Source organism: Paraburkholderia sp. 32, from assembly GCF_050435345.1.
Taxonomy (GTDB): Bacteria; Pseudomonadota; Gammaproteobacteria; order Burkholderiales; family Burkholderiaceae; genus Paraburkholderia; species Paraburkholderia tuberum.
Window position 1 is genome coordinate 164283 of the sequence record NZ_JBNDKD010000001.1, and the last position, 24090, is coordinate 188372.

The 24090-nt window shown below is 60.8% G+C and carries 20 protein-coding genes and 2 pseudogenes; 6 read left to right on the plus strand and 16 right to left on the minus strand.

The annotated features are described in order from the left end of the window. The first annotated feature begins 180 nt into the window (after positions 1–180). Complete coding sequence (locus OKW26_RS00755; RefSeq protein WP_429352346.1) at positions 181–1116, plus strand: LysR family transcriptional regulator; 936 nt, start codon at positions 181–183, stop codon at positions 1114–1116. Here OKW26_RS00755 and OKW26_RS00760 read toward each other — a convergent pair. Then, positions 1091–2428, minus strand: coding sequence for an MFS transporter (locus OKW26_RS00760; protein ID WP_187614191.1), 1338 nt, complete (start codon positions 2426–2428; stop codon positions 1091–1093). The two genes, OKW26_RS00755 and OKW26_RS00760, sit on opposite strands and share 26 nt — an antisense overlap. Before the next feature lie 309 nt (positions 2429–2737). Here OKW26_RS00760 and OKW26_RS00765 point away from each other — a divergent pair, with 309 nt between their 5' ends. After that, the gene (locus OKW26_RS00765; protein ID WP_429352347.1) at positions 2738–3064 is read left to right on the plus strand and encodes a hypothetical protein; all 327 of its coding nucleotides are present in this window, start codon (positions 2738–2740) and stop codon (positions 3062–3064) included. Positions 3065–3144: 80 nt separating this feature from the next. Further along, positions 3145–3324 (plus strand): annotated as a pseudogene (locus OKW26_RS00770) (LysR family transcriptional regulator); the annotation flags it as partial. Positions 3325–3344: 20 nt separating this feature from the next. Here the strand turns inward: OKW26_RS00770 and OKW26_RS00775 are convergent. The 7 genes and pseudogenes from OKW26_RS00775 to OKW26_RS00805 form a co-directional block, all read right to left on the minus strand. Beyond that, positions 3345–3755, minus strand: a complete 411-nt coding sequence (locus OKW26_RS00775) for a hypothetical protein (protein WP_184067498.1) — start codon at positions 3753–3755, stop codon at positions 3345–3347. Then, positions 3748–4236, minus strand: coding sequence for a M35 family metallo-endopeptidase (locus OKW26_RS00780; protein ID WP_429352348.1), 489 nt, complete (start codon positions 4234–4236; stop codon positions 3748–3750). The genes OKW26_RS00775 and OKW26_RS00780 overlap by 8 nt, the downstream gene beginning before the upstream one ends. Then, positions 4131–4433, minus strand: a pseudogene (locus tag OKW26_RS00785) (hypothetical protein); the annotation flags it as partial. The gene OKW26_RS00780 and the pseudogene OKW26_RS00785, both read right to left, overlap by 106 nt. Positions 4434–4762: 329 nt before the next feature. Beyond that, entirely contained in the window at positions 4763–5098 is a 336-nt protein-coding gene (locus tag OKW26_RS00790) for a hypothetical protein (RefSeq protein WP_429352349.1), read from the minus strand. Between the two features lie 36 nt (positions 5099–5134). Further along, positions 5135–6121 (minus strand): sugar-transfer associated ATP-grasp domain-containing protein, encoded by a 987-nt coding sequence (locus tag OKW26_RS00795; RefSeq protein ID WP_429352350.1) that lies wholly within the window; start codon positions 6119–6121, stop codon positions 5135–5137. A 101-nt stretch (positions 6122–6222) separates the two neighbouring features. After that, the gene (locus tag OKW26_RS00800) at positions 6223–7605 is read right to left on the minus strand and encodes an undecaprenyl-phosphate glucose phosphotransferase (protein WP_184067486.1); all 1383 of its coding nucleotides are present in this window, start codon (positions 7603–7605) and stop codon (positions 6223–6225) included. Positions 7606–7646: 41 nt separating this feature from the next. Then, a complete protein-coding gene (locus OKW26_RS00805) occupies positions 7647–9167 on the minus strand; it encodes a mannose-1-phosphate guanylyltransferase/mannose-6-phosphate isomerase (protein ID WP_429352351.1) in 1521 nt (506 codons plus the stop codon). A 634-nt stretch (positions 9168–9801) separates the two neighbouring features. On the opposite strand from OKW26_RS00805, the gene OKW26_RS00810 reads away from it, so the two are divergent. Continuing rightward, entirely contained in the window at positions 9802–11109 is a 1308-nt protein-coding gene (locus tag OKW26_RS00810) for an O-antigen ligase family protein (protein ID WP_184067481.1), read from the plus strand. On the opposite strand, the gene OKW26_RS00815 is transcribed toward OKW26_RS00810, so the two are convergent. The 6 genes from OKW26_RS00815 to OKW26_RS00840 form a co-directional block, all read right to left on the minus strand. After that, entirely contained in the window at positions 11085–12275 is a 1191-nt protein-coding gene (locus OKW26_RS00815) for a glycosyltransferase family 4 protein (protein WP_184039594.1), read from the minus strand. The two genes, OKW26_RS00810 and OKW26_RS00815, sit on opposite strands and share 25 nt — an antisense overlap. 51 nt (positions 12276–12326) lie before the next feature. After that, positions 12327–13643, minus strand: a complete 1317-nt coding sequence (locus tag OKW26_RS00820) for a lipopolysaccharide biosynthesis protein (RefSeq protein WP_429352352.1) — start codon at positions 13641–13643, stop codon at positions 12327–12329. Between the two features lie 16 nt (positions 13644–13659). Beyond that, the gene (locus tag OKW26_RS00825) at positions 13660–14670 is read right to left on the minus strand and encodes a glycosyltransferase family 2 protein (protein ID WP_429352353.1); all 1011 of its coding nucleotides are present in this window, start codon (positions 14668–14670) and stop codon (positions 13660–13662) included. A gap of 69 nt (positions 14671–14739) precedes the next feature. Then, the gene (locus OKW26_RS00830) at positions 14740–16197 is read right to left on the minus strand and encodes a hypothetical protein (RefSeq protein ID WP_429352354.1); all 1458 of its coding nucleotides are present in this window, start codon (positions 16195–16197) and stop codon (positions 14740–14742) included. Positions 16198–16215: 18 nt separating this feature from the next. Then, on the minus strand, positions 16216–17331 hold the full coding sequence (locus OKW26_RS00835; protein ID WP_429352355.1) for a glycosyltransferase family 4 protein: 1116 nt from the start codon (positions 17329–17331) through the stop codon (positions 16216–16218). A gap of 60 nt (positions 17332–17391) precedes the next feature. Continuing rightward, positions 17392–19713 carry a polysaccharide biosynthesis tyrosine autokinase gene (locus tag OKW26_RS00840; protein WP_429352356.1) on the minus strand — a complete coding sequence of 774 codons (2322 nt, stop codon included), beginning with the start codon at positions 19711–19713 and terminating at the stop codon, positions 17392–17394. 809 nt (positions 19714–20522) lie between these two features. Here OKW26_RS00840 and OKW26_RS00845 point away from each other — a divergent pair. Together OKW26_RS00845 and OKW26_RS00850 are read left to right on the plus strand one after the other, a co-directional pair. Next, positions 20523–21455 (plus strand): GlxA family transcriptional regulator, encoded by a 933-nt coding sequence (locus tag OKW26_RS00845; RefSeq protein ID WP_176078887.1) that lies wholly within the window; start codon positions 20523–20525, stop codon positions 21453–21455. A 58-nt stretch (positions 21456–21513) separates the two neighbouring features. Next, complete coding sequence (locus OKW26_RS00850) at positions 21514–22530, plus strand: ATP-grasp fold amidoligase family protein (RefSeq protein WP_429352357.1); 1017 nt, start codon at positions 21514–21516, stop codon at positions 22528–22530. 152 nt (positions 22531–22682) lie between these two features. Here OKW26_RS00850 and OKW26_RS00855 read toward each other — a convergent pair whose 3' ends face one another. Together OKW26_RS00855 and ligK are read right to left on the minus strand one after the other, a co-directional pair. Continuing rightward, on the minus strand, positions 22683–23390 hold the full coding sequence (locus OKW26_RS00855; protein ID WP_429352358.1) for a substrate-binding domain-containing protein: 708 nt from the start codon (positions 23388–23390) through the stop codon (positions 22683–22685). Positions 23391–23404: 14 nt separating this feature from the next. Further along, positions 23405–24088, minus strand: coding sequence for a 4-carboxy-4-hydroxy-2-oxoadipate aldolase/oxaloacetate decarboxylase (gene ligK / locus OKW26_RS00860; protein WP_184067453.1), 684 nt, complete (start codon positions 24086–24088; stop codon positions 23405–23407). Positions 24089–24090 lie beyond the last annotated feature (2 nt).

A 24090-nucleotide genomic window follows, 5' to 3' on the forward strand; every position in this document is an offset into this window, starting at 1 on the left:
TTTGCGCGTCCAATTCACCGAGTTGAGCATCGATTCGCTTCGTCATCCGGAAAATTCGACGGCATCTCGTCTGCAACTTGGGCAGTTGGTCCATTGATCAGCGCTTCCCTAGTGTGCGAAACTATCCGATAACTGACCACTGAATAATTCGAATCGGCCGATTCGCTAAAGTTATCGCTCATGATCCCGCCCGCCTCCACCATTCGCAAACGCTTGCGCCTGCGTCATCTGCAACTGATGGTCGCGCTGTCGGAAACGGAATCGCTGCGGCGTGCCGCCGACGATCTCGCGATGACCCAGCCCGCCGCGACCAAGGCCTTGCAGGAACTGGAGGACACGCTCGGCGTATCGCTGTTCGTGCGCCATGCGCGCGGCATGGAGCCGACGATCTTCGGCGAGGCCGTGATGCGCTATGCGCGCGTCGTGTTCCAGGATCTCGACGAACTGCGCGAGGAGTTGGCCGGCATCGAGGCCGGCGACATCGGCAAGGTGCGCATCGGCGCGGTGATGGCGCCGTCGCCCGAATTGCTGACGCACACGATCGTCAAGCTGAAGGAAGCGCACCCGCGCCTGCAGATGGCGGTCACGATCGACACCAGCGACGTGCTCGTGCAGTCGCTGCAACAGGATCAGCTCGATATCATGATTGGCCGGATTCCCGATGGTTTTCCGGCGCTCGATCTGAGCTTCGAGACGTTGGCGGAAGAGGCGCTGTCGATCGTCGTGCGGCCCGATCATCCGGCCGTGAAAACAGGCAAGCAAACGGGCACGCGGCCGAAGCTCACGGACCTCGCGCGCTATCCGTGGATCATCCAGCCGCATCCGAGCCCGATGCGCCAGGTCATCGATCAAACGTTTCGCGAGTCGCGCGTTGCGCCGCCGGTGAGCACGGTCGAGACGTCGTCGATTCTGACCACGCTGTCGTTGCTGCGCGACTCGGACATGCTCGCCGTGCTGCCGAGTTCGGTCGCGCAGTACTACGTCGCGCTCGATGCGATCGCCGCGATCGCGACGCCGCTACGCGGCCGGCTCGCACCGTATGGGCTGATTCTGCGCAGAAATCGGCGCATCACGCCGGCGATGCAACTGGTCATCGATTCGATTCGCGCGGCGTGAGGTTTTCTGCGAAGCGCAATTCGCCGCCCGCATTGATGTCCGCGAGATCCGGGTGGGCGCGAGCCGCGTCGAGCGGAATATCCGGCCGCATGAAAAAGGTCGCGACGATGCCGAGCGCGAGCAGTCCGAGCGAGCCCGCGAACGGCAGCGTCCAGCTACCCGTGCGGTCCACGATCAGGCCGAACACGATCGGCGTGAAAATCCCCGCAACCGCCGAGCCCGCATTCACGAGCCCGCTCGCGACACCGACGTGCCGCGGGCAGATGTCCATCGGCACGGCCCAGATCGGCCCGATCGTCATTTCGAGGAAGAAGAACGACAGGCTCATGCACGCTGCCATGACCGGCAGCGACTTCACGACCATCACCGGCGCGAGGAACACCAAAGCGCCGAGAAACGCGCAGATGATCACGTTGCGGCGCGCCGCGACGACGTTGCGCGTACGCTTCAACACGCGGTCGCTGAGCACGCCGCCCGCGGTATTGCCGACCACGCCGGACAGAAACACGCCCGCGGAGAACATCGCCGAGCTTTTCAGATCGAGGCCGCGACCGTGCATGAAGAACGTGGGCAGCCAGGTGAAGAACAGCCAGCCGGTCCAGCCGTAACAGAAGTAGACGAGCATCGTTGGTGCGATGCGTTTGAGCAGACGCCGCCACGGCGTGGGCTCGCGAGTCGCTTCGACCGCGAATTGACGGACCGGCGGCAATTGCGTTTCCTGCTCCGCGGTCATATGGCGATGCTTGCGCGGGTCGTCGGTGAAATACCATGCGTAGACCACGACCCACACGAACGTCAGCGCGCCGACCGCGAGAAACGACACCCGCCACGACGAATACGCGACCAGCAGCGCGATCAGCGGCGGTGTGATCGCATTGCCGAGCCGCGAGAACGAATGCGTGAGGCCTTGCACGAAGCCGCGCCGGTTCGACGGAAACCAGTTGGTCAGCGCCCGCGCCTGCGCGGGCAGCGCCGCGCCTTCGCCGATGCCGAGCAGCAGCCGCGCGCCGAACAGCGACGCGAGACCGCCCGCGAGACCGGTCGCGACCGTCGCGACGATCCAGATGCTTGCGCAGGTCACGAGCGTGAGCTTCGCGCCGAAGCGGTCGCTGACCCAGCCGCCGATCACCTGGCACAGCGCGTACGTGTATGCGAACGCGGCGAACACGAGGCCGACGTTGGTATTGCTCAGATGCAGATCGTCGCGGATCAGCCCGGCCGCCGCCGACAGGTTGACGCGATCGAGATACAAGATGAACGACATCGCGCACATGAGTGCGAGAACCGCCCGGCTGACCTTGGGTCGCAGCATCGTCTCCTCCGGATTGTCGCGTGAGCCCGCGCCGATGCTCCGACGGTGGCGTCCGCTATGGCTTGTTTTGTGCGCACATTATCAGAAGCCGGGTGATAGTTGACCAATGAATTGTTTGGATACAGCGATCACTGGGGGTTATCGCTTTCATCCTTCGCCCATAGCCGAGCGGTGTCGGTCAGGTATAGATTTGGGGCTCCATGCGACCGACCCGCAGTACGGCGCAAAAACTGATCAGCATCATTCGCTCACGCCATCTCGATCAATATGACGTCCGGTAGAACAGACAAAACCTTGAGGACACGATTGGTGACCTTCGCTCCGCTTCTCGCCAGCGTGCACGCAATGGCATCGGGGCAGACGACCGCCACAGCGGATCAGGCAGCGGACCGGGCAGCGAAAGTTACCCAGAGCCACCATCTATCCTCCAACCGCACCCAATGCCTGATGTTCGACGTATCCGATAAGAAGCGCTATTTCATCGTCGGGGTTCATGAGAAACACACCCCCGAATGCGGTGGCGATCCGGCTACCGCGCCGGTGCTGTTCTTCCTGAAGATACGCAAGCGAGATGGCTACGTCGTCACCAATCATCGTGACGGGGATCATTTCGCGCCGCTCCCGCCGAAACAATGATGCCGGACCCGCCACCACCACGGCGGGTTCCGCCTCTGTTGCCTCGCACCCCGCACTGGTTGTGCTCGCTCTTGCCCAGCATGAACCTCGGGGCTCTACAGTGCTTCGTCATTCTCGCGGAGGTACTCAACTTCAGCCGCGCCGCGAAGCGGCTGCATACCGCGAAGCCCGCGCTGAGCCAGCAGATCCGCTCGCTCGACGAACTGCTCGGCACGCGGCGGCGTCGACCGCACGCGGCGGATCGACTCAATCACAACTTAACGCACATTGGATGTAAGCGCTATTGACCCGTACAACACTTGTTAGGACAATCGGGCTCAAACGATATTTCAACACGCCGGCCGTTTTCGACATCGTTCTTCGAATAGACGCGCGAACTGGTCTTTACCGTTCCACGCAAGAAGCCAAATTGATCCAGCACCGCTTTACCCGCTATCAGGCGAGCTTGGGCCAACTGGGTTGCGTTCTGTTCGCGTTCCTCAGCATGCCCACTTACTAGCGTTGTTTCCTTGGTTTTGTGATTCGCATATGTAATCTTTTGATCGACTACCCAGTTAGCAAGCCTTAAAACCTCATCAACGGAGATAACGGCACTATTTGGTGGAAAGTAGATATCGAAATTCTCGCCAGGCATACATGCAAAAACATGTCCCGATATCAGAGCCGAAATGATGACGTAAAGTTTACGCATTGTAGATAACGTATCCGGCGATGCTGTCAGCGTTATCGATTGCCTGTTCGGGATTCGTTCCTCCCCACGAAAGGCACTCGTTCATGAAGTACTTCCAATCTTTGGTTCCCATAGTGTCTTGAAAGTGACTCGCCTCATGAATGAGCGTAGAAACAATTGAATCCTTGTCCCAAGAGAAGTCACGCATTGAACAAAAATCCAAGTGTATGGCGATCGTGTGTGTTTTGGTGTCTGGCGCGCATACTTCAGCGACCACGCCAGATCTTACGGGGTTTGGTACGCATCCCACGTATCTCGACGTATCAGGTTCCCATCGGACGAAATTGTCACCGGTTAACCCTCGCAACACGCGAACAATTGATGTTAAACCATAGCGAGCGGTTTGCCGTCGCGATCTTTGAGCGCGTATTGCTCGTCGTGAGTGAAACGCTTCGACGCTGGCTCTGGCGCTGCCTTGCGTCCGCGGCAATCGCACGCCCATGCGTAACCGAGGGCTTCGGCCATATCGTAACCGTTTGAATACGACCGAAGCCTATCCAGCCGAAACCATTCGCCGGTTTCGACGTTCAGAGCCATGGCGGACGGCATTGGCGGGAAGTTTGAATATATTGAATATGTCACGCGGCAAAGCTGGCATTCTTCCTTGCCCCCAGCGTCTTCCTGTTTCTGTTGCTCCATTTGACCTCTGCTGGTTTTCCAGAACACACCCGACGAATTAACCATCTAAAACGAATCACAGTCAATGACTTTAATCTGAGATAAAACCGTTTTTACAGATACTCACAATCGTTGCGGGTATCTGATTTTCGGGTCCATCTTTCCGGTATCGCCGCTCAACAAGAAAAGACGGCATTGAGCCGCCTTCTCCGTCAGTGATCGACGCCGGTCAGTGCCAGCGAGAACCGCTGCCGCGCCCGCCGGTGTCAGTCGTCGGTTGGGAAGCCTCTCGGCTGATCTGATCGAGGACGTGCCACTGCCCGCATAACGCGGTTTGCCATAGCCGCGCTTCACGCATCGTCCTTCCCCGTGCGCGCGACGCTCAGCAGTTCTCTAACGCGTCGCGCGAGATTCGACAACGGGCCGCCGGACCGCGCGACGGCCTGCTGTCTGTGTGGCATACGTTGCAGATCGTGCCAGTCGTCATCGAGCGCTCTTGCGTGAGCGTCGGCGCCAAACGGCCATTCGACCACCACCGCGCGCAAGCGGGCGGCGCGCGAGCTTCTGTCGGCGCGATCGATATACGCATTGATCTGCGACGCCTCGTACCGCGCCGATTCCTCCGAATCCACGGCAATGAAGTCGTTCAGTCCTTCGATATGGACGCACCATAACTGTTCGCTCACGTCGCGTCTCCTACTACGTTTTTTTGGCCTGCCCGATCAGCCCAGTGACAGCCGTGCAAACTCAGGTTCGGCCCTCAGCCGTTCCCAGTTCAGATCAGCGAAGCACGGGCCTTGCGTCGCCTCGCTGAATTTGACGTCGTTGTGCTTGCCGTTCCACTCCATCACCTTGACCTGGCCGTTCGCGTCGACCGCGAGATCCCAGCCGATGCAGCGCGCAAACGGAATCTTCCTGTGCAGGCGTAGCACGGTGGCCACGCATTTCTCGAAACATGGGATCTTCAGGCCCGCAAAGCGCGCGCCCGAGTCTGGATGCGCGTCCACCGCGGCCCAGTCGCTCATATACCCCTCGTCGCACAGTTCGCCCGTTTCGAGTTCGACCGGCACGCATATCTCGCGATCGCTCAGCACATGCGTATCGTCCGCTCTGCCGAGTCGCAAGTAGCAGGCCCGAATGGAAATGCGACCGGCCTCGTCCACCACGGTCGTGAAGCGCAATGTCGCCACCGGCTTCGCAGCAAACGTAGCGAACAGACTGTGCTGGTTGATGAACGTCTGAATCACGCCATTGCCGAGCGACCTGATGACCGCGGGGTCGAAGTTGGCACGGTCGAAGAAGTAGACACCGTTGCCCTGTCCGGAACCGTCGAGCTTGAATACGACGCGTTCGGTATGCTCGAACACGACGTCTGTCAGATCGCGCTCGGGCACCACGACGCCTTTGTCGGTAAAGAACAGCCCATTGGCAAAGTACGCGACGTCCGGCAATTCGTCGCCGTCGAAGATCAGCCGTGAAATCGGCTTGAGGCTCGAAATCTCGCCGTACCAGCCTTGCATATGCGGCACGACGACGATGCCGTAGTAGTTGTCCGGAATCCAGCCTTCCTTGAAGGTGCCGCAAAACGCGGTATAAACGCGCAGCCAGGGTGCGTAGACCGGGTCGCCGAACACGTCTCGCGCATAGGCGTCCGCGAGCCGCAGCTTGTTCGGATCGGTCTTGCCATACCTGCTTTCGAGTCGCTCCAATATTTTTCTCGCCTGCAATTCGTGATCGTGGTGAAAGCGGTAAAGCGAGACCCGCTTCGCAGATCGTCTTACTATATTTTCAACTCCGGATAGCATCATGCTCAGTACGCGTTTGGATGATGAAGCCCCTTGAAAATCGTGGCCAGAATGATCTTCATGTCGAGCCAGAACGACCAGTTGCGCAGGTAGTACAGATCGTGAGCGACGCGGCCCTCCATCTTTTCCAGGCGATCGGTTTCGCCGCGATAGCCGTTGATCTGCGCCCACCCGGTAATGCCGGGTTTGATCCGATAACGGTGGATATAGCCCGATACGATGTTCTGATAGAGATCGTCGTGTTCGAGCGCATGCGGGCGCGGCCCCACCACCGACATATCGCCGCGCAACACGTTGAAGAACTGCGGTAGTTCGTCGAGACTCGTGCGGCGCAGGAACGCGCCGACGGTCGTGATGCGTGGATCGTCGCGCGTGGCCTGTTCGAGAATGCCCGGCTTCTGCTCGTGCAGGCGCATCGTGCGAAACTTGTAGATCGTAAATACGCGGCCGTCGGCGCCTTTGCGACACTGCGTGAAGAACACCGGCCCGCGCGAACTCAGTTTGACGGCGATCGCGCAGCCCAGCAGTATCGGCGAGATCGCGATCAACGCGACGAGCGCGAACAGACGATCGAACAGGTCTTTTTGCACCAACGCCTTCGGCGGCAGCGGCGACGCGGCAAGATTGATCGTCGGCAAGCCGAGCAACTCGGTCATGCTGCCTTCGAACAGCGCAAGAGAGCGCACGTCGGGCATGAAGCGCACATTGATCAGGTCGTTGCGAAACTCCGCCACCAGCTTGAGAATCGCGCGCTCCTCGGTGAGCGGCAGCGCCAGCCATACTTCGCCGATCTGCTGTTCGCGCACGTAGCGAGCGAACGCACCCTGTTCTTCGAAGACCTGCACCGACGAGCGCGGCGGAATGCAGCAGCCGGGGTGCAGGTTATACAGCGCATTCGCGCGAAAGCCGGCCGCGGGCGACGTCTCGATCTTATGGATGATCTCGTCGCAATGTTCGCCGCACGCCGCCACCGCGACCTGCTGCAAGTTCATCCCCGCATGACGCATGCGCCCAAGCAACGCATGCGTGACCAGCCGGCCGGCCATCATTGCCGCGCCCGAAATGCCGGTCCAGTACACGAACCAGAGTCGCGAGACGAAATCGATCCGGTGCAGCGAGAACATCAGCACCATCGCGCAGGCCTGCACGACGAGCCAGCCGAGCGCCACCTGGCTCGCCAGCACTCTTTTCGAGCGGCCACGCCACGATTGGTAGACGCCGAGCGCCGGAAAGACCGCGAGAGCGAACGCCGCGGCAAAAGCGACGAAGGCGAAATAAAAGCTCCGTTGCGAGCCGCCGTCGAAGCGGATCTGGGAGGCCGCAAATGCCCCAGCCACGATCATCGCGACGTCGAACGCTCTCGCCAGTAGACCAGTCAGCAATCGCATCACAGCCCCCTCATAGGACGTAGCAGGTCGACTCCGTCGCATCAGCCGCAACGCCCGTACTTGTCGTCGAAACGAACGATGTCGTCTTCGCCGAGATAAGTACCCGACTGCACCTCGATGATCTGCAGCGGCACGCGGCCCGGATTTTCGAGCCGATGGCGAACACCCAACGGGATATAGGTCGATTCGTTTTCGCCAAGAAGAAATTGCTCTTGCCCGCGCGTGACGTGTGCGGTTCCACACACCACGACCCAATGCTCGGCGCGATGATGATGCATCTGCAACGACAGACGGCCGCCGGGCATCACGACGATGCGCTTCACCTGAAAGCGCTCGCCATGATCGATCGAGTCGTAAAAGCCCCACGGGCGACGCACTTTTCTGTGCGCATCGGCCTCCGGCGACTTCTCGGCCCTGATCCGCGACACGAGTCCCTTGATGTCCTGCACATGCGAGCGATCCGCGACGAGCACCGCGTCGTCGGTTTCGATCACGATCATGTTGTTGGTGCCGACGCAGGCGAGAAGCCTGCCTCCTTGCGAGCGTGCGTAGGTCGCGGTGGCCCCTTCGAACAGCACGCGCCCGCTGGCCGCGTTACCGCAGTCGTCCTTCTCCATCGCTTGCCATACGGCATCCCACGAGCCGAGATCGGACCAGCCTGCTTCGAGCGGCACCACCACGCCGGAAAACGCCGACTCCGGTTTGCCAAGCTGTTCCATCACCGCATAGTCGATCGAGTCGGACGGCGAACCCAGGAACCCCTCGGCGTCCGGCATGATGCATTCTTCAGTCTTCTTCGCGTCGCGGTATGCCTGAACGCAGGCCGCGTGCATGTCCGGCTGAAACTGCTCGATGACGGAGAGCCAAACCGACGCTCGCACGACGAAGATGCCGCTATTCCACCAGTAATTGCCCGACGCGACGTACTGGGCCGCGAGTTCCGTCGCGGGCTTCTCGACGAAGCGCTCGATGCGGCGCGCGCCGTCTGGCAACGCGTCGCCGAGCCGGATATAACCGAAGCCCGTGTCGGGCCGTTCGGGCGGTACGCCTAGCGTGACGATCGCGCCGTCGCGCGCCTGCCTCGCGGCGATGTCCAGCGCGTGGTGAAGCGCTTCGAGATTCGCGATCGCATGGTCGGCGGGCATTGCGACCAGAATGGCGTCTTCGTCTTCCGCGCATGCCGTCAACGCGGCAAGCGTCAATGCCGGCGCCGTATCGCGACGCGCGGGTTCGACCACGATCCGCGCGGTCACGCCGATCTCGCGCGCCTGCTCGTAAGTGGCGAAATAATGCTCGGTTCCGCAGACGATCACGGGATCGGCCGCGACGTTCCATGCGCCATCAAAACCCGCCATGCGCCCCATGGTTGCTTGCAGCAAAGTCTGATTGCCGATCACGTCGATCAGTTGTTTTGGAAACTGTTCGCGCGACACCGGCCACAACCGGGTGCCGGAACCACCGGCGAGAATCACCTGCACGAGCGTCGGCAACTCCGCCTCGGCAGAATCCTGTCGTATCGTTTCGACATCCGCTGCGGCTGCTGCCGCGGTAACCTTGCCCATCGCTCACTCCTTCGCATTGAAACCGGCTCGGGAACGCGTTTCCCTCGAGGACACCGCATAACGCGGTGTGCCGCGATCCACGCAAATACCGTCTGATGTGATTCATGACAGGGCGTGCGCGTCAAACGGACCAGACCAGTAGTTCGGTTCGCAGTGAAAGATGCATGCGCCTACGGCGAATCCGGCTCGATCGGGAAGTACGGAAACGACTGGCCGAATCGCAATGGTCTGCTCGACAACGACGACCGGAAAACGATTGAAACGAAAGATCGAATGCGGCAAACGACCTGCATCGGATCTAGTCGACATCGTGCCCCGATGAATTCATCATAGTTAGACCGCATTGCGACGCAGCCCATCTGGCGCGAAGCGCGGAAGTTTTGGCGGTGCTCGCGGACTGGATTTAACAAGCTTGCGAACGAGCTTGCACTTCTATTGCAGGGCGCACGATTGGAAATAAGCAGCGACACGTGCTACCGTTTAACGAACGTCCCGTGGCATTCATGTCAAAGATAAACAGCGGTGTGATCCCCGCGCGGCCCACACTGTGAGTTTTCCGCTGTTCCAATCTCGCCATCATCCAGCGCATGGGCACAACCCCAACCGGCGCGCCATTCGTTTTTCTGGAGTTGCAATGGCCTATATTTCGCTAGTCGCACTTTTCCTGACGGTCACGAATTTCGTGCCCATCAGTGCGATCGGCTTTGTCCCGTTGCTATTGCTGGCATGGCGCTTTTACGGCCGCAGTTATCCCGCGTTCATCGCGCCGCTTACCGCTTTCACGGTGCTCGCGACCGTCTCGACGCTGCTCTATGATCCGCAGTCGTTCCTCGACTTCGACTTTTATCGGCGCGACGGCAATTTTTTCATTTCCTATGCGCCCATTTTTGCCGGTTTCGTGTATGCGCACCGCTGGGATCTGCACAAGGTACTGCGTGCGCTGTTCATTTTCGCGGTCATCATCAATCTGCCGATGTACGTCTACTACATCGCCACGAACGGGCTGTTCAGCATCTTCGTTAATCCGGCCGACAGTTTCGGCAGCTACTTCATTGCGCGCAACGCAGCCGGCGGCTTCCTGGCGATGCTGTTCTGTCTCGGCATAGCGTGCTACCTGCAAAAACGCAGCAAGCTGCTGATCGCGCTGCTCGCCTGCAATGTGCTGATGCTGTTTTCGACCTACAGCCGTGGCTCGCTGCTTGGCGCGGCGGCCGTTCTGCCCTATCTGTACTTTGGCCGCAAGCGCTGGATGCTCGGCACGCTGATAGCCGTGCTGCTGCTAGCCTCGGTCGCCGTCGCGATCTACCATACCCAGCCGAACGTCGACTACATGGGCTATACGTTCGCGATTCACGCCAATGACGCCAAGGTCAACAACCTCGACATTCGCTACGAGTGGTTGTGGCCGCGAGCGCTCGCGTATTTCGTGCAAAGCCCGCTCGTCGGTCTCGGCTTCGGCTCCTTCGACGACCACATCGGCAGCCTCACCTCGTACTTCCATCTGTTCGCGGTGCCGTCCGACATAGTGATCGAGCACAGCGACTCGCACGCTCACAACTCGTATCTGAATATCCTCGCCGAGCTCGGCGTAGTGGGCTTGACGCTGATCCTCGCGTTCTTCTGGAGACTGATCGAGTGGAGCAGGCAGGGGGCGGCGTATGCCGCGTTGGTCGAGGGCGGCCGCCAGTTCGCGGCGTTCCGCTTCGTGGAGATTTCGTCGGTTTGCCTGCTGGTGATGTCGGCAACCGAGCATCGGCTCGTTTCGCCGTCGAATGTATTGATTCTTTCTCTGGTGATCTCGCTACTGCTAGCCGCGCGTCCGCTGGCGGCCACCGCATTCAGGCCCGGCCCGCGCGGAGCGCGCAAGGCGGGCATCGTGGGCACGCGAGCTGCGCAGCCCGTGCCCCAGCGCCCGACTCAGGGCGTAACGTCGGCAAGATGACGTTCTTCGGCCGGCAGCGACTGACTCGGCGCATAGGGAAGAAACTGTTCGACGCACGCATACGGAAGCCGCGCGTCGACGAAGCCCATCAGGGCCTTCTTGAAGTTCTCCGACGAAAACCGCTCGGCATTCTTGCGGCACACGCGTGCGTCGAACAGGGCTGCGTTGCTCTCGAACCGGGTAACGGCTTCGAGCAACGACGCGGTGCTTTGCTCACCGAAGAAAACCCCGGTGGGTCGCTCGAGCGGCAATCCCACCACCGATTCAAGCGCGCCACCGCGGCCGAAGGCGATCACCGGCGTGCCGCATGCCTGCGCTTCGACCACCGAAATGCCGAAGTCTTCTTCCGCCGCGAACACGAACGCGCGCGCGCGCCGCAAATGATCGACCAGCACATCGGACGGCTGATGCCCGAGAATCTGGACGTTGTCGCCGGCCACCGCTTTGATCTTCTTCATCTCGGGACCGTCGCCGATCACGACCAGCTTGCGTTCAGGCGTTTGCGAAAAGGCCTGAACGATCAGATCGATACGCTTATAAGGCACCATCCGCGACGCCGTCACGTAGAAATCCTCTTTCTCCGTACCAATAGGCATGTTCACCAGGTCGACCGGCGGATAGATCACGGTCGATTCGCGCTGATAGGCCTTTCTGATACGCCGCGCAATGAACTGAGAATTCGCGACGAGATGATCGACGCCGTTCGCGGAGCGCGAATCCCAGCCTCGAATGTAATGAAGCAGCACGCGCGCCAACGCGGAGCGCAGCCCTGTGTCGAGATGGGATTCACGCAGGTACTGATGTTGCAGATCCCACGCATAGCGGATCGGCGAATGAATGTAGCTGATATGCATCTGGTTCGGCCCGGTCAACACGCCTTTCGCGACCGCGTGCGAGCTCGAAATGACGAGATCGTAGCCTGACAGATCCACCTGCTCGATCGCAATCGGCATCAACGGTAGATAGGCGCGGTATCGTCTTCGCGCAAACGGCATCTTCTGGATGAATGACGTGTTGACGGACTTCCCCTTCACGCAATCGCGGTCTTCGAGAAAATCGACAATCGAAAAGACATCCGCATCCGGGAAACACTCGATGATGTTCTTCAATACTTTCTCGGCGCCGCCGGACACTACCAGCCAATCGTGAACAATAGCGACTTTCACTTCGACCTCCTGTGACAATCCACCCAAACTCCCACACACTCACGCGCCACTTCAATCGTCCTTTGCGCCGCCCGCCTGCGTACTAAGCCCGCACACCACCCGCACCCGCTCGAGCGCGCGCTCGGCGCCGGGCAACAGCCCGACCAGTTCGAGGCGAATCAACACGCTGAGCAGCGTCACCGACAGCGCCGCTTCGCCGATCACCCGAGCAGAGGCCATGCCAATCGCGCCAAAACGCGGCGCGAGAACGAGCGCCGCTGCGAGATTGACCAGCGCCGAGGCGACGCCGGCCATCGCGAGCACCCGGTCTTTCCTGCGCGGCACGAATACATAGAGCGCGACGAACTCGTTGAAAGCCGCGAACGGGAACATCCATGCAAACACCTGCAACACGTGCACGCTCGGCTCGAACGCGGCGCCGAGAATCAGCGGCAACACGAAAGGCGACAGCGTCAACGCGCCGCACAGCACGAGCAGGCCATAGCCGAGCAGCAAGATGGCGCCGCGCCGCGTCGTGACATGCGCGCCCGCCTTGTCGCCCTGCGCGAGTTGCCGGGTTATCGTCGGAATAAAGACTTGCGCCGCGGGGGCCATCAGGCTGAGTCCGATCGTCGCGAAACGCTCGGCGGCGCCGAAATAGCCGACCTCCGCGGGCGTCGAGAACAAGGTCAGCAAATACGTCGACGATGCCGTCAGGACGACGGAGCCGGACGAATAGCAGAACAGCATCGTCGACCTGCGCACGAGCGGCAGGACGCCGGCAAACGCCAGACGCGGCCAGCCGAGTTGCCACGTCGTCAAACCGTAGGCAATGATCAAGGACGCGATACCCGCAATCAGCAAACTCGCCAACACCCATACGGCATCGTTCGGTCCTTTGACGAGAGTCAGCACCAGCACGAGACTCAGCGCGAAGCCGAACACTTCGATCATGATCGGCGTTCGAATGTGTTGCCGCCCCTGAAACAGCCAGCCGAGATTGCATGCCGACACGATACCTAGCAAGGTCGCGAGCAGGCCGATCAGCGGCCGCTCCGACAGTAACGGTGAACAGAACGTCGCAATGATGCCGATGCCCGCGCCGATCACGGCGAGTGTCAGCCGCGCGCTGACATGCAGCGAATAGATCGCATTGCATTCCTGGGTCGACTGCGCTTTCGCCACCTCGCGCATGCCGACGAAGGTAAAGCCGAAGCCGACGAGCATCCATATCACGTTCATCAGCGACATCGACGCGAGTACCCGGCCGTATTCGGCCACGCCGAGCACCCGGCCATAGAACGGCACGACGATCAGGAGGTACACGTACCTCATGAAATAACCGGCGTAAACAAATACGATCAGGTTGGCGCTCGTTCGTCTATCCATGCCGTCCTCCTTCGCCTCAGCGTCCTGCGACGCGACGGCGCGCGAGCGGGTTCGCGATATAACGCACCGCGAAATCCGACAGCGGCGAATAAGGCACGAGACACAGGCTCGACAGTACGAGCGTGCCGAGCTTCTTCTTCAGGCTCCAGAACGGATTTGCAATGATCGTGTGCAGATAGTTGCGCGAATCGAGGATCATCCAATGCCAACGCCGGAACAGGGTCGCGCGATAAACGGAAGAGCAGAATGTCGCTTTCTCGTGTGAGAAGTCGAGAAATGTTGCCGGTAGTTCTATGTCGAGCCGATCTTTGGCGATATTGCGCAGAATGGCCCAGCGCATGTTGAACGCGCGCGGTGCTTTCGTCAGTTGTTCCGAGTTCGCGAACGACACCGTTTCACTGCCCGCGTTATGCACCCGGTAGCCGCCTAGCGACTTCGACACGGTAGCGATCGGTCCAGCCAGCGCGACGCCATAGATCGCATAAAAGTCCGCGCCATAGCGATTCACGCCCTCTTCGGGAACCGGGAAGATCTGCTTGAGCGCGCTCACCCGGTAAGCATTGCCAGACGCGGGCGGGGACGGATAGAGCCACCCGCCGCGCAGCAGCCTGCCGCAGTCGTGTGGCGGCTCGCTATTCGGCACATAGGCGCCCGTCAATGCGCCTTCGTTGTCCATCACGTCGAGCCGGAATTGCACCTTGGCCCACTCGCCGCCCTCGAAAAAGCGCATGACTTCGGTAACCGCGGATGGGTACAGCACGTCATCGGAATCGAGAAGGATCACATACTCGGTGGTGAGCGACGCGATTGCGTAGTTGTAGGCGGATACTTGCCCGCCGTTTTTCTTGCACAACGTCAGTACGCGATCGCCATAGCTTTCGATGATCGCGCGCGAACCGTCGGTCGAGCCATCGTCGACGACCATGACGGTGGTCGCCGGATAATCCTGCGCGAGCGCCGAGTCGATCGCCGCGGCCAGATAGTGCTCGTAGTTGTAATTGCAAATCGCAATGGTGACCTGCTTCATGATGTGTCAACGCTATCCGTCAGGTTCGATCCGCCGGCTCCCGGCGGTCGTCATGCTCGCGAAATATCGCTATGCCACTGCCTGCGTCACACGACGCACCACGAGATAAGCCAGATGTTTGGGCGGATTATTACCAGCGCCGTTCACCCGGTCGGGTACCTTGAATCGCACGTTCATCAAATCGTTGTCCCAACTCGATGCAACCTTGTCCGCTGCGCTCGCCTCGCCGCTCAGCGCATCGATGAAATCGACCTGCACCGCGTGCGAGCGCAGCGGCTCTAGCCCGCCGATGGAAATGTTCTGCCAGCCCGCGCTGCTGCTCACCTGCATCACGAGGTCGTTGCCGGAAAGCAAGGCATTTGCAGCAACACCCGGACCGCATTGCAGCGGCTTCGAAAAACTCGCCAGATGCCCGCCCGCTGTTTGATGCAACACGACCAAGCTTCGACCGGAAACGTTGTAGGTTCGTTCAGGCGGACCGGGATGCGTGAGACGAAAAGGTTCATAGCCGTCCCAGTGATAGATCATCGACAGGTACTTGTTCGGGTCGTCCCAATTCCTGCCGAGCGCCCACACCGCGAAGTCGAAGAAATAACGCGGCAAATAGTGCGGGTCTTTCATGTACTCGTTGCCGATCTCCGTTTGCCAGATGCCGCGCGCGGGACCGTTCTTCACATATCGCTGGTACAGCGATTCCATATCGGCAACCGGCAAGTAGTGCGTGTCGATGTAGTCGACCCAATCGAGCATGCGCTCTTTCAAGACCGGACTGCGATATTCGAGCCAGCGGTGGAAGTTATCGAGGCCGCCCTGGTCCGGCCAGCCGCCATACACCACATACGCGCGATAACTGCGAATGATGCGGGCCGCCGGAATATGAATCCGTTCGACGTAATCCTGCATCGCGCGTTCGTACGGTTTCGAGCGTTTTTCGTCCTTGCTGAACTCCGGGCCGTGCCAGAACACGGACTGAGGCAAGCCGCCGGACAATTTGCCGGCCGCCTCGTTCCAGATCTGGAAATAGCGCAGGTTATAAGGCGGCGCCGAATACTTTCGCACCACCGCGTCGACATACTGCTTCCACACATCCACGTCGACGGGTGCCGAATTGCTGTCGCCCGGCACAGTCGCATTCCATCTCGGCGTATAGCCGAGCACCAACAGCGAACCGATTCCATTGCGTTCGTTTCGCAACAGTGCCGACGGCAGATCGACATCGAACGCCGAGCTCGTTTTGTCGATGCGCATCGCCTCGCCGGGCCGATCAGGTTGACCAGGGCCGACCGTGTCACGGCCCCAGCTAATGCCCATCGCTCGCCACATCTCGATGTCGGCTTCCGATCCGGCCCAGCCGTTCGTGCCGATCAGATCGGTCATCATGCGGGCGCGCGCGTTTGCGGGCGCCGGGTCCGGTACCAATGCGAGAGCGGGCCGCAGACTCGACAACGGCGCGGCCGCACCCGCCGCCAACGCGGCGAGTGTGCGCAATGCACGTCTTCTGCCAGCACGGGTCTTCATGCGATCCATGTTCGGGCCCACCCATCGCTAGCTCGCGGACGCGCGCGGCGTCAGTTCGGGCAGCCGCTCGCCAGTCTTGATATCGAGGATTTCGAGCACCGTTTGCGCCGCGCGCTCCCAGCGAAACTCGCGCGCATGCAGCAGCCCCGCGCTGCGATAACGTTGGCGAAGATCGGCGTCGCTCATCATCTGCGCGATCTTGGCGGCGATGTCGTCCGCGGAGGTCGCGTCGCAGTACATGGCGGCATCGCCGCATGCTTCGGGTATCGACGTGCGCGCCGACGCGATCACCGGACAGCCGCAATACATCGCTTCCAGAGGCGGCAGGCCGAAACCTTCGTATAACGACGGAAACACGAGGCAGCCAGCGCTCTCGTACAGTGCCTTCAGTTCCGCGTCCGAGACGAAACCTGCCCACACGACCTGCCGCGAATGCACAGGATGCTCGACGCCTGCACCGCTGAAGATGCGCGGATACTGTTTTCCCACGATGACGAATTTGACGTCGCGCAGATGCCCGAGCCGCACGATCGCATCGAGCACGCCGCGCAGATTCTTGCGCGGATCGAGACTGCCGACGATCACGCAATAGGCGTCCTTGTTCAATTCGAGCCGTTGCAGCACCGATGGGTCGGCAACGATCCGGTCGAAATGATCCGCGCCGGGCGCCACCACTTTCACACGCGATTCGTCGATTTTCAGGTGATGGCAGATCCGCATTTTCGAAAACGTCGAGACCGTCAGAACGATCGGATGCGTGCGCGGCAAGAGCGCGAAACAAATGCGATACCAGAGCCGGAATTTCCTCGAAAAGCCTTGCGGCATGTCAAGGACGGCCATGTCGTGAACCATCACGACCTGACTGTGCTTGAACAGCGGGTTCGTATTGCACAGACTCAGCAGTGTGATGCCGCGTGCGGCGATTGGCAGCGTGATCTGCTCCCACAGCGTGCCGCGCAGCCACGGAAAGCGCCGTTGCGGTTTGAGCAGCGCCCCCGGCTCGACCGCGTTTTGCGGCACGAACACTTCCGGTTCGTCACCGGGCGCGGCGCGCATCTGCATGGCCCGCGTCAGCTCATACGCAACGCGTTGAACCCCCGTGATGGACTGAGAAGTAAACTTTCCGTTGATTGCAAAGGCCATCTGGTTCTCCGTTTTACGCCATCGCGAACGCGCTTTACCGCGGTTGGGGTCTCCACACGCTCAGGCGCCTCGCGGCGCTTGCTGTCCGACGTCGTTTTCGCCGAAATCGCTGGCATAGTTCGTTTCGTAGCCATAGTTCTTCGTGCTTCGACGCAGCGGAATGCCGTTGAACACCGCGCCCGCGATGCGCCCTTCCGCGCGTTCCACCTTTCTGAGCGTGTCGGCGATCTCCTCCTCGCTTTGCATGCCCGAGCGCAGCACGAGCAGAGATGCGCCCGCCTCGTTCGCGACGATCGAGGCGTCGGTGACCGCGAGGAAAGGCGGCGTATCGATGATCACCAGATCGAACTGGCTCGACAGCCGCTCGAGCACATCCTTCAGGTGCGGCCTCATCAGCAGCGCGGCGGGGTTCTCCGGGCGCACGCCGCATGACAGGAACGTCAATCCTTCGATGCGGGTCGAGCGCAGCGCATTGCGGAGCGGCAGGCGTTCGGACAGTACTTCGGAAAGGCCTCCACGATTGCTCTCGTTGAATAGCGAGGCGAGATGACCGCGTCGCATGTCGGCATCGATCAGCACCACCCGTGAGCCGATTTCAGCGTGCAGGATCGCCAGATTCGCGGCGACGAAGCTCTTGCCGGCCGATGGGGTGGGCCCGATGATCATCACGATGTTGTTGCGTGCATGCGCGAGATCGCGCGTGACGGCGGTCCGTACGCTGCGCAGCGCTTCGACCGACGTGTCGTGCGGAAAGCGCGCGGCGAGAATCCTGTTCTGGACGCCGGAATCGAACTGAATCTCGTGCAGACTCTTCTGCATCGGCGGATGGGCGCGCCCGGCTGCGGCCGGCAGCGATTTGCGCCCTGCGGTCGCATCGCGGTCGAGCAGCAGTTGCTGATGGCTGAACAGAATCTCGCCAAACACCGGCACGCTCATCTGGCGCTCGACATAGCGCGGGTCGGTCACGCCGATCATCACGTGGCGGCGCATGAAGACCAACGCGACGCCGGACACGATACCGAGCACCAATCCGCCGCCGAGCACGAGAATCGGCTGTGGCATGACCGGCATATGCGGTCTGATCGCGCGATCGAGAATATGCGCGCCGCCCGTCGTGCTGGCGCGGCGCACCTGCAATTGCTCGGCCTTCTGCACCATGCCGAGATACACCGTTTCCGCGACCTTCTGAGCGCGGATCAGATCGACGCTCGCGCGTTCCGACGCGGGCATGCCGTTGAAATGGTCGGAGAATTTCGCTTTCGCTTCTTTTAATTGCGCCAGTTGCTCGTCGACGTTCTGCACCCAGCGGCTCTGTCCCGTATAGCGCTCGAGCATTTGCGTGCGCTGCAATTGCAGCGCCGCGATCTGCTTGTCGAGATCGAGGCCGCCCTGCAAATAGGCTTGCGCCTCGTTGGTCGGCTGCATCGATTGCGAGCTCGAGCGGAAGTTCTTCAGCGCTTCCTCGGCTTTTCGCAATTCGCCGAGTAGACGCGGAAGTTCGCCGTCAATAAACGCGAGCGTCTGCGTGTCGTTCGCTTGCCGGCTCGCCACCGCGGATGCGAGGTATTGCTCTCCCAATGCATTGGCGACGGCCGCGGCTTTGTCCGGACTCTTGTCGCGGTACTGGATTTGCATCAGCCCAGAGTCTTTCACCTTGTCGCCAATCTTGACGAGACTGGTGAAGCGCTTGATGGCATCGAGCTCATTCCAGCGGATCACCTCGAACTTCGTGCCCGGCCGCGCAGCGAGTTCCTTCACGAGCATCGACACGCCGTTCTGCTTGAGCGGCACGCCGACCGTGCCACTCGCCAGCAACTCGCCGGACGGGCCGTGCAATTCGAAGGCGCCATTGTCGAGCGCGGTCAAGGTCAGCTTCTCTTCCTCGAGTTCGCGCGGCACGTCGAGCGCGGCGATCTGCACACGCTCGCCGCCCCATGCAAACGATTTCAGCCCGAGCCACGGCGCCGCGGGCTGTCCCGGTGTAGCGAATTTTTCGGCGATGTCGCCGAGAACCGGAAGCTTGTGCGGCTTCACCGAAATGTCGAATCGGAACTGGTCCATCACCGGCTGCAAAACTGCACGGCTTTCCATGACCGCCATTTCGGTTACCGACGACGGCGTCGGTGGCGGCAACAGTTCCTGGTTCTGCAACGCGAGTCCGAGGGCATTTGGCTCGGGTGGGTCCACGCGAATGATTACGTCAGCGGAATAGATAGGCGTGGCAATCAGAAGATACGCGACCGCGAACGTGAGGACGACGACCGTCGTCACCACGATCTCCCAGATGTGGTCGCGCATTAGCGTGAGCATCGCGCGGGCACTGAGTTGTCTACGCTCGGTATCAACAGCGGGATAGAGCGAGTTTTGCGGATAGTAATCCACCGGTCTGATCCTTGCAGGTTGATGAAACAAAACGATCGGCGATCGCTTTGCGTCGCCACGTCGCTATTTATGCCGCCGGCCGGATAGACCCTCGATTGGCTGGCAGCACGGCGAAGCGACGTGCTGTGTCGGGTTAGGTCGGGGAGCCGTGTTCGGGACCTCTCGAACCACGGAAGGCTACACAGCTATTGCTTATCCACCGCGGTATTGCCGATTGTTCTTCTCACGAATCAGCAAATGCGAAGCCCGCCATTCACGTAATCCGCGATTGACAATTTCTCTCTCGATGTTGCGCTGAAGCATAGTCCGCAAAGGATCGAGGCATTCGCCGGCGGCCCAAAGTAGGGTGCTATTGGCCGATAATGCGGAGCCTTTTACAAATGAAACAGAAGCCGGAAAGGCTTGTTGCGATCTGCAATTGCTGTAACAGAGTAATACGACAGGCATCGTACATCGCGACAGAACGCCAATTGCACGGCTCAAGTGCCAGGAATGCCCTTGTTATCCCGCAAATCGCGCCGAATCCAAGCCACTCGGCGCATTCCGCCGATGCCCCAGCACTGCGCTTGCAAGAATCGCGCTAATTGATCTGGAAAAAAATTCCGTGCAACGTTAATTAGTAGCACGCATTTCTGCGAATAGCGAGGTAAGAATTTCTTGAATCCTGACGATTACGCCAAAACACCCACGCATGCCGGCCAAGCTCGTCTCGCCCAAATCGATGCGCTAATCTCAATGCGTAGATTTTCCTGACTGGAGAAGCTCGCGTGATGAAGCACATTGGTCTATTCGTCTTTCAGGATTGTTCGATGGCAAGTACCGGCGCGATCGGCGACGCGTTCCGGCTTGCCAATGAGTTCAAGAGAACGGCTGGCGAAGAGGCGCCATACCGGTTTACCGTGGTATCCGACGGCGGCGGTCTGGTGACCAGTTCGTCCGGCATATCGATCTGGACGCAAGGCCTCGAACGCTACTGCCTCGCTGATTTCCACGCGCTCTTCGTGGCCTGCCGCGACGTCACCGAAGTCGCGGAATCCAACGACCGCTTTCTGTCGTGGATCTCGCTGCAAGGATCGATTGCATCTTTCGGCATGCAACAGGGTGCGAATCTCGCGGTCGTCTGCAACGATCCGCTGCAATCGATCGTGCCGATTTTTCTGTTCGACGACAGCGGTGACGCCGCGCGCACGCAAAGCAATGTGACGCCGACCGATCTCGCGCTCGCGCAGATCGAACGCGACATCAATACCGACACTGCCCGCAAGATCGGCCGCATCCTGCAAAACGGCTACGCCGAGAAAAGCCGCTCCGAGTTCGACGACGTCAACATCACGACGACGACGGAGAAGATTCGCGAATCGGCGCGCTGGATCAAGGAAAACTACAGCAAGGCCATCTCGGTTGCGCAGGCGGCCGAATCGGTGGCGATGAGCAAGCGCAATTTCCAGCGCCGCTTCAAATGCGAGTTCGGCATGACGCCGCTCGAATATCTGCTGCGCACACGCTTCGAGATCGTTCGCTCGATGCTGAAGAACACCGATCTGCCGGTCGACAAGATTGCGCGCCGCTGCGGAATGGGCGACGGTAATCGGCTTGGGCGGCTATTCAAGGAGCGCTATGGTATGTCGCCGACGCAATTCCGCGCGCAACAGCATGTGGATGCGGACGAACGCTGGCTGACGCCGGAGGAAAGCTGGAGTGCCGCGACCGAGATGTTGCGGCAAGCGCCGCTGACGCTTTGATTTCAATTCCCGTTACTCCGAGGACGACTCGTCGACTCGACCGCAAAGGGATTAGAACATGACGATCATCAAATCCGCCGAACTGGCCGCGCAGGATGCGGCCGTCGCGCCGAAAAACATGGCCTCCCTACAGTCCGGTGACAGTGCTCTGGCCGCGCCCTGCCGGCAGCCGGGCTTGCACACCGGTGCGCATGCGGCGCACGGGCAATCGCCATCTACCGCGAGAAAAATCAAGGAAGCGGCGAAAACGCTATTGCCGGACGCCCTTTTCCTAAGCCTGTTACATCACAAATGCATTGGCCGCTATCCGAACCTGATTCGTCCGGTGACGTTCAATGAGAAGATCCTGCAGCGCAATCTTCATCCTGATCCGCGCTATATCGACCTGACCGACAAGCTTCTGGTGCGGGAATATATTGCCCGGAAAATCGGCGACAAGCATTTGATACCGCTGATCGCAGCGCCCGATGCATTCACGCTCGAAGTGTTCGACGCACTGCCGGATGCTTTCGTAATGAAAGCCAATCACGGCAGCAGCTACGTCGAAGTGGTGAGAAACAAATCAGAGACCTCGTTCGAGAAGCTGAAGAAGCTCGCCGACCAATGGTTGCGCACCGAATTCTATTACGTTGGGCGCGAGCGGCACTATCGGACGATCGAGCCGCGCGTTTTCTTCGAGCAGTTGCTGCTCGATCGGCGCGGCCAGATTCCGGCGGATTTCAAAATGCACTGCTTTGGCGGCCGTCCTGGCGGGCCGATCATCTATATCCTCGTGATCTCGGATCGATTCGGCAACGCGACGCACGGCGACGTGTACGACGCCGACTGGAATCACCTCGATATCGCAATCGGCGACTACAAGCGCAGCGCGTTGCCCGCTCCGCGCCCGCCGCATCTACAGGCCGTGCTCGATGTCGCGGCCCGTCTGTGCGAAGACTTCGACTATGTGCGCGTCGACCTGTATGCGCCGGACGACCTCGTTTATTTCGGCGAACTTACATTTACGCCCGGCGCGGGCGTGCTGCCCTTCACGCCGGACAGTATCGATTACGAGTGGGGCAAGCTGCTGGCTTGAATCCGCTTTCATTCGTAGCGTTTTGCGTCCGCCATCCGAGCGGGCGTGCCGGTCAGCGCTTTCAGCGTTTCGAAGCCGAGCATGCGCTCGCGCAAAGAGATGGAGGCGGAAAAGGCAAGGACACAAGCCTGGGCGGCGAGCGCCGCCCGCCATCAAGCCGGCGACATGCCGTTTTGCAGCTTTGCGCCGTCGGCCTCGCGCGAGGCCAGAAACGCAAGCAACGCCTGGGCTGCTTCACGCTGGTGCGCCACCGTGCAGATCGCGGCGGTGAAAGTCGTGGTGGACTGGGTGGCGGCCGGAAGCTCGCCGAGCACGTCGATGCCCGCCACGTGAATCAATTCGCTCATCTGCTGAAAGCCGAGCGCGACTTCTGCGCGCGCGACGAGCGTGCCGACCGGCACACCCGGCGGCGCCTTCACGATACGCGAAGCGATCTGCCCGGCAATGCCCCAGCGTTCGAACAGCTTCAGTAGATGCGTGCCGCTCGGCCCCGTCGAGTAACCGATACTGCGCGCACCGAGAATCGCGTCGCGCAGCGCTGCTTCGGACGCGATGTCCGGGTGCGTTTCTCCGGCCGCGACCGCGACCGCGATGCCCGAGCGCGCGAGTCCGACGCGGCTCGCCGCCTCGACACAACCCGTCACCACGAGCCGCTCGATCGCGTCGGCGGCAAGCACGACGATGTCGAAGACTTCGCCATCCTCGACCCGGCGCGCCGCATCGACGCCGCCGACCGATTCGATCGCGACGCCCTGCCCCGCGCGCCGCTCGTAGAACGCGGCGAGTTCGGCCAGCACCTGGCGCGTGGCCATCGACGAAATGCCGGTGATCGGCGCGCGCGCGGCTTGATCGTTGATCATTGCGACCACGCCTGTCAGTCCTTGTAACGCAGTCCGGCCTGCTCGAGCGGCCCGCGCATGTTGTACATGTCGAGACCGAGCACCCCAGAGGCGAGTTTCGCGCGCTTCCCGGCTTCATTGGCCTCGCGCGCCGCAGCCTTGTCGAGCACGGCTTGCGCGGCGGCCGCCGGCACCACGACCACGCCGTCCTCATCGGCAACGACGACGTCGCCCGGTGTGACCAACGCACCCGCGCACACGACCGGAATGTTCACCGAGCCGAGCGTCGCCTTGACCGTGCCTTTCGCGGAAATCGCCTTGCTCCAGACCGGGAAGTTCATTTCGCTCAGCACGCTGACGTCGCGCACGCCGGCGTCGATGATCAACGCATGCGCGCCGCGCGCCTTGAAGCTCGTGGCCAGCAGATCGCCGAAGTAACCGTCGGTGCTCTGTGCGGTGACGCCGGCGACGACGACGTCGCCCGGCCGGATCTGTTCGGCCGCGACGTGCAGCATCCAGTTATCGCCCGGTTGCAGCAGCACCGTGACGGCCGTGCCGCTCGCGCGCGCGCCGGTATAGATCGGGCGCATATACGGTTGGAGCAGGCCCGTGCGGCCCATCGCTTCATGCACGGTGGCCGAACCGAGCGCGCCGAGTTTCGCTGCCACCTCCGCATCCGCGCGCTGGATGTTGCGATAGACGACTCCGATTTCATACATGA

Excerpts from the sequence above, each read along its gene's own strand:
- OKW26_RS00805 (WP_429352351.1), bottom strand. The coding sequence starts at position 9,167 with ATGGGCAAGGTTACCGCGGCAGCAGCCGCAGCGGATGTCGAAACGATA.
- OKW26_RS00810 (WP_184067481.1), top strand. The coding sequence starts at position 9,802 with ATGGCCTATATTTCGCTAGTCGCACTTTTCCTGACGGTCACGAATTTC.
- OKW26_RS00800 (WP_184067486.1), bottom strand. The coding sequence starts at position 7,605 with ATGCGATTGCTGACTGGTCTACTGGCGAGAGCGTTCGACGTCGCGATG.
- OKW26_RS00820 (WP_429352352.1), bottom strand. The coding sequence starts at position 13,643 with ATGGATAGACGAACGAGCGCCAACCTGATCGTATTTGTTTACGCCGGT.
- OKW26_RS00755 (WP_429352346.1), top strand. The coding sequence starts at position 181 with ATGATCCCGCCCGCCTCCACCATTCGCAAACGCTTGCGCCTGCGTCAT.
- OKW26_RS00855 (WP_429352358.1), bottom strand. The coding sequence starts at position 23,390 with ATGATCAACGATCAAGCCGCGCGCGCGCCGATCACCGGCATTTCGTCG.
- ligK (WP_184067453.1), bottom strand. The coding sequence starts at position 24,088 with ATGTATGAAATCGGAGTCGTCTATCGCAACATCCAGCGCGCGGATGCG.
- OKW26_RS00775 (WP_184067498.1), bottom strand. The coding sequence starts at position 3,755 with ATGCGTAAACTTTACGTCATCATTTCGGCTCTGATATCGGGACATGTT.
- OKW26_RS00845 (WP_176078887.1), top strand. The coding sequence starts at position 20,523 with ATGGCAAGTACCGGCGCGATCGGCGACGCGTTCCGGCTTGCCAATGAG.
- OKW26_RS00760 (WP_187614191.1), bottom strand. The coding sequence starts at position 2,428 with ATGCTGCGACCCAAGGTCAGCCGGGCGGTTCTCGCACTCATGTGCGCG.
- OKW26_RS00825 (WP_429352353.1), bottom strand. The coding sequence starts at position 14,670 with ATGAAGCAGGTCACCATTGCGATTTGCAATTACAACTACGAGCACTAT.
- OKW26_RS00780 (WP_429352348.1), bottom strand. The coding sequence starts at position 4,236 with ATGGGCGTGCGATTGCCGCGGACGCAAGGCAGCGCCAGAGCCAGCGTC.
- OKW26_RS00850 (WP_429352357.1), top strand. The coding sequence starts at position 21,514 with ATGACGATCATCAAATCCGCCGAACTGGCCGCGCAGGATGCGGCCGTC.
- OKW26_RS00835 (WP_429352355.1), bottom strand. The coding sequence starts at position 17,331 with ATGGCCTTTGCAATCAACGGAAAGTTTACTTCTCAGTCCATCACGGGG.
- OKW26_RS00830 (WP_429352354.1), bottom strand. The coding sequence starts at position 16,197 with ATGGATCGCATGAAGACCCGTGCTGGCAGAAGACGTGCATTGCGCACA.